At 74.2% G+C, this 4162-nt stretch carries 6 protein-coding genes; 5 read left to right on the plus strand and 1 reads right to left on the minus strand.

Annotated features, from left to right (window positions below):
- The 4 genes from ABZ914_RS47780 to galT all read left to right on the plus strand — a co-directional run.
- Positions 1-229: hypothetical protein (locus ABZ914_RS47780; protein WP_500201270.1), on the plus strand; the 229-nt coding region annotated here is incomplete at its 5' end.
- Between the two features lie 6 nt (positions 230-235).
- Positions 236-616, plus strand: a complete 381-nt coding sequence (locus tag ABZ914_RS47785) for a DUF742 domain-containing protein (protein ID WP_151545489.1) — start codon at positions 236-238, stop codon at positions 614-616.
- Positions 597-1208, plus strand: coding sequence for a GTP-binding protein (locus ABZ914_RS47790; RefSeq protein WP_500201271.1), 612 nt, complete (start codon positions 597-599; stop codon positions 1206-1208). The genes ABZ914_RS47785 and ABZ914_RS47790 overlap by 20 nt, the downstream gene beginning before the upstream one ends.
- Before the next feature lie 10 nt (positions 1209-1218).
- Complete coding sequence (galT, locus tag ABZ914_RS47795) at positions 1219-2280, plus strand: galactose-1-phosphate uridylyltransferase (protein WP_500201272.1); 1062 nt, start codon at positions 1219-1221, stop codon at positions 2278-2280.
- Here the strand turns inward: galT and ABZ914_RS47800 are convergent.
- A complete protein-coding gene (locus ABZ914_RS47800) occupies positions 2267-3718 on the minus strand; it encodes a hypothetical protein (protein ID WP_500201273.1) in 1452 nt (483 codons plus the stop codon). The genes galT and ABZ914_RS47800 overlap by 14 nt on opposite strands.
- A gap of 140 nt (positions 3719-3858) precedes the next feature.
- Between ABZ914_RS47800 and ABZ914_RS47805 the strand changes: the two genes are divergently transcribed.
- Positions 3859-4162, plus strand: a 304-nt coding sequence (locus tag ABZ914_RS47805) for a hypothetical protein (protein ID WP_500201274.1), incomplete at its 3' end; no start/stop codon positions are given.

The following is a 4162-nucleotide window of genomic DNA, read 5'->3' on the forward strand; positions in this document are numbered from 1 at the left end:
CCGCCGCCGTCCCCCGGGCGCCGCCCGCGGCGACCGGCCGGCGTTGCCGAAGCGCGTCCGGCAGGAGAACATGGCCGCTCAGCTGCGCGAGGAGCAGGGTGCCCGGCCCGCCCCCGAGCCCGCGCCGCGCGCCGGCCGCACCCCCGAGGAGCTGCGCTCGATGATGTCGTCCATCCAGCAGGGCACCCGGCGCGGGCGCGCCGAGGCCCTCGATACCGAGGACTCGTGAGCCCGCATGAGCGGTCCTGGGAGCGAATGGCTCGATGACGAGGCCGGGCCGATCGTCCGGTCGTACGCGCTCACCCGCGGGCGCGCCAGGCCCGCCACGGCCGAGGCGTTCGACATGATCACGATCGTCGCGACCGCGGCCCGGCCGCGCTCCGGGTCGCCCGGCATCGGCCCCGAGCACCTGGACATCCTGGAGATGTGCCTGCAGCCGCAGCCCGTCGCCGAGATCGCCGCCCGGATCCGGCTGCCGCTCGTGGTCGTCCGGGTGCTGCTCGGCGACCTGCTGCACCACCGGCTCATCACCGTCACCCGCCCGCAACAACAGGAGAGCACGCTCTCCAAGGAACGCCTGCTCAGGGAAGTGCTGCATGGTCTCCAAGCCCTCTGAAGCCGCGGGTCCGGCGCCCGCCGCGCCCATCGCGGTGAAGATCCTCGTCGCCGGCGGTTTCGGGGTCGGCAAGACGACGCTCGTCGGCGCCGTCAGCGAGATCCGGCCGCTGCAGACCGAGGAACTGCTCACCGACCGGGGCATCGGCGTCGACGACACCGCGGGCGTCGAGCAGAAGACGACCACGACCGTCGCGATGGACTTCGGCCGCATCACCATCCGCGACGGCCTCGTCCTCTACCTGTTCGGCACCCCCGGCCAGGACCGCTTCTGGTTCATGTGGGACGAGCTGTCGTACGGGGCGCTCGGCGCGGTCGTGCTCGCCGACACCCGCCGCCTCGCCGACTGCTTCCCCGCCGTGGACTACTTCGAGAACCGCGGGCTCCCGTTCGTCATCGCCGTCAACATGTTCGACGACGGCTACGACTACACCGAGGACGAGATCCGCGAGGCGCTCGACCTCGGTGACGCCACCCCGATCGTGCTGTGCGACGTCCGCGAGCGCGCGTCCGGCAAGGAGGTGCTGACCACCCTGGTGAAGCACCTGCTGGCGGTGCACGCGGCGGAGACGGCGAACGCCGGGGCCCTGTAGGCTGCGGGCGATGCACCGGACACGCGCGCGGCTCTCCGACGGCCGCGAACTCGTCTACTACGACGAGTCCCCCGGACGGGTCCCCGTTCCCGACCCCCGCGGCCTGCCGCCGGTCGAGCCGGTGTGCGAGGTCCGCCGCGACCCGCTGACCGGCGACCACGTCACGGTCACCGCGCACCGCAACACGCGCACGTTCCTGCCGCCGCCCGACCAGTGCCCGCTGTGCCCCGGCGGCCCCGCCTCGGAGATCCCCGACGACTCCTACGACGTCGCCGTCTTCGAGAACCGGTTCCCCTCGTTCGACACCCGGACCCCGGCGGTGCCGCCCACGGTCGACGGCGCGGAGGTGTTCGCCCGGTTCGCCGGCGCGGGGCGCTGCGAGGTCGTCTGCTTCACCGACGACCACGACGCCGCGATGACGGACCTGCCCGTGTCCCGCGTCCGGACGGTCATCGACGCGTGGGCCGACCGCACCGCCGAGCTGTCGGAGATCCCGACCGTCCGGCAGGTGTTCGCCTTCGAGAACCGCGGCGTCGAGATCGGCGTGACGCTGCACCACCCGCACGGGCAGATCTACGCGTACCCGTTCGTCACCCCGCGGACCGAGCGCGTGCTCGCCATGGCGTCCCGGCACCCCGGCCTGTTCGACGACGTGCTGAAGGCCGAGCGGGTGGGGACCCGGGTGGTGCTGTCGGGCGAGCACTGGACGGCGTACGTCCCGGCCGCGGCGCGCTGGCCGGTCGAGGTCCACCTGATGCCGCACCGGCACGTCCCCGACCTCGCCGCGCTGGACACCGCCGAACGCGACGAACTGGCCGTCCTCTACCGCGACCTGCTCCGCCGCTGCGACGCCTTGTACGGCACGCCGCTGCCGTACGTGGCGGGCTGGCACCAGGCGCCGACCGGCGAGGGCCGCGACCTCGTCCGGCTGCACCTGGAGCTGTTCTCCATCCGGCGCGCCCCCGACAAGATCAAGTACTTGGCGGGATCGGAGTCGGGCATGGCGGCGTGGATCAACGACGTGCCGCCGGAGGCCGCCGCCGCGCGGCTCCGCGAGGTCACTGCCGGCTGAGCGTCCGGGTGATCCCGGCGGCGATCGTCGTCGCGAGCACCCAGCCCGCGATGACCAGCGCGTAGGCCAGCCACTGGTGCCAGCCCGCGGGCTTGAACGCCTTCTCCTGCCCGAAGTCGATGATGGGCAGCAGCAGGTCCAGCGTGTAGAACAGCGCGTTGAACGGCGGATGCTCGTCGGCCTTCAGCGGCGCGGGCGGATGCGGCCCGAACACCGCCGTGCCCACCGCCAGCAGCCCCGCGAGCCACGCCGCCGCCCACACCGGCCGGAACCCGTACCCGACCGTCACGTCCTGCAGATACCCCCACAGCCGCGCGTACCGGGGCCGCGTCGAGCGGTGCCTGCGCTGCTTGGCCAGCAGGACGTTCCGCGCCGCCCGGTCGTCGCCCGCCTGCCGGTACGCGGCGGCGAGCTGCTCGTACGCGTGCGGGACGTAGCCCTCCTCGTCCCGCTCCAGCATCGCGATGCGGACCTTGGCGGGGAGCCGCGGCGTGAGCGAACCGTACGTCAGGCCGTCCAGCCAGACCGTGCCGCCGAGCGCGCCGGGCGCCGCGTGCAGCAGCCCGAAGCGGCCGCGCAGCAGGTTCACCGGGCCGTCGACCCGCGCCTCCCGCAGCCACACCTCCCCGATCACCGCGCTCGTCGCCCGCAGTGCGCAGGACGCGTCGGACAGCCGCGCGCTCGTCAGCACCAGCAGCCCGGGGATCGCGGCGCCGCGCAGGCTGACCTCGCCCTCCATGCGCGCGCCGGTGGCGACCAGATCCGACGTCACGCTGAGGTTCTCGCCGTCGAACGCCCGCCCGCCCGGGGTCAGCAGCGCGGCGCCTCTGAGGTTCAGCGTCCCCGCGACGGACGCGCCGTTCAGCCGGATCTCCCCGCGCGCCTCCAGGCCGGGCGCCCAGAAGTCGTCCTCGATGACGGAGTGGTTGAGGTGCAGGACCTCCTTCCGCGCGCCGTCCTCCCCGAGCCGCGCGCGCTCCAGGAAGAAGGCGCCGGCCAGCCGCGCCCCGCCCAGGCGGACCTGCCCCGGGACGCGGCAGTCGGTCATGCGCAGCACCCCGTCCACCTTGAGGGTCTGCGCCACCAGGCCCGGCAGGAAGGAGCCGCTGAGGTTCAGCTGCCGCAGGTGCGCCCCGTACAGCTCCGGCGCCTCGTCGAAACGGCAGCCCGCCAGCCGCACCGGATGCGCGACCGACGCGTACCGCAGGTCGAGCCGCCCCGAGATCCGCGCACCGCTCAGCCGCAGCGCCGCGATCTCCCCGTCGGCCGCCGGTCCCAGCAGCAGCTTGCGCAGCACGCCCGCCCGGACCGTCCGCTCGGCTCCCCACGCGGCGCCGTTCTCCGGATCGTCGTCGCCGTCCCGCAGGTCGACGGGCTGGCCCGTGGCGAACGCCCGCCACACGCGCCGCTCGACGGGGGTCAGATCGATCGGCTCCACAAGCCAGGAACCTACCGGCATCATCCGGTCCTTCGCCGAACGACCGGGCGAGAACGGTCACGCGCGGCACGCGGCCGCGTTCGCTGCGTTTTCGCGCACTTCGCGGAACGATCTCACCCCGGTGCCCTAGCCTCCCAGGCATGCCCGAAAGCGTGCTGGCGCAGGGAGCGTTCGACGGCGTCGCCGCCGCGGCCGCCGGGCCGCCGCTGGCGTTCGCCTCGCGGACCGGCCAGGGCGCCAACATCGGCCAGGGCTGGGATCTGCGCACGCGCGCCGCGCTGGGCCCGCCGATCCCCGACTTCCCCGACCACCGCGCGGAATGGGCGTTCGGGCTGCTGCCGGACGGCGCGCCCGTGGTGGCCTGGACGCACCGCGACCGCGTGCACGTCCTCGACCTGTCCACCGGCGCCGAGGTCGCCGTCGACGGGCAGCCCGACCTGCTCG

Origin of the sequence: Spirillospora sp. NPDC046719 (assembly GCF_040645715.1) — a bacterium.
Taxonomy (GTDB): Bacteria; Actinomycetota; Actinomycetes; order Streptosporangiales; family Streptosporangiaceae; genus Spirillospora.